General features: G+C 46.6%; 1 tRNA gene and 1 rRNA gene. Both read right to left on the bottom strand.

The features are described 5' to 3' along the window. Nucleotides 1-36: 36 nt before the first annotated feature. Nucleotides 37-108 (bottom strand) — tRNA-Asn (locus tag H9X84_RS12810). A 168-nt stretch (nucleotides 109-276) separates the two neighbouring features. Continuing rightward, nucleotides 277-380: ribosomal RNA gene (locus H9X84_RS12805) — 23S ribosomal RNA — on the bottom strand; the annotation flags it as partial.

Below are 380 nucleotides of genomic sequence, written 5' to 3'. Positions count from 1 at the left end.
GCGGTGTCTTAACCCCTTGACCAACGGACCAAAAAACTCCCCGAGTAGGATTCGAACCAACGACCCTCCGGTTAACAGCCGGATGCTCTACCGCTGAGCTATCGAGGATTATTGCCCTCATAGTGCTCTCCGGTTAACAGCCATGCCTGCGAAGCAGGTTATAGATGCTCTACCGCTGAGCTATCGAGGATTATTACCCTCTACTTAAGAGGATGATTGAAAGTAATACACCTTCAAAACCGAATACAAGCAAACTCTCGTCTCAAATCTTTTTATTAGGTCAAGCCCTCGGTCTATTAGTATTGGTCAGCTGAACACGTTACCGTGCTTACACCTCCAACCTATCTACCTCATTATCTTTAAGGGACCTTACTTCCGAA

It is taken from the genome of Anaerotignum lactatifermentans (genome assembly GCF_016902535.1).
Lineage (GTDB): Bacteria > Bacillota > Clostridia > Lachnospirales > Anaerotignaceae > Anaerotignum > Anaerotignum lactatifermentans_A.
This window is presented reverse-complemented; position numbering and strand designations above follow the sequence as displayed.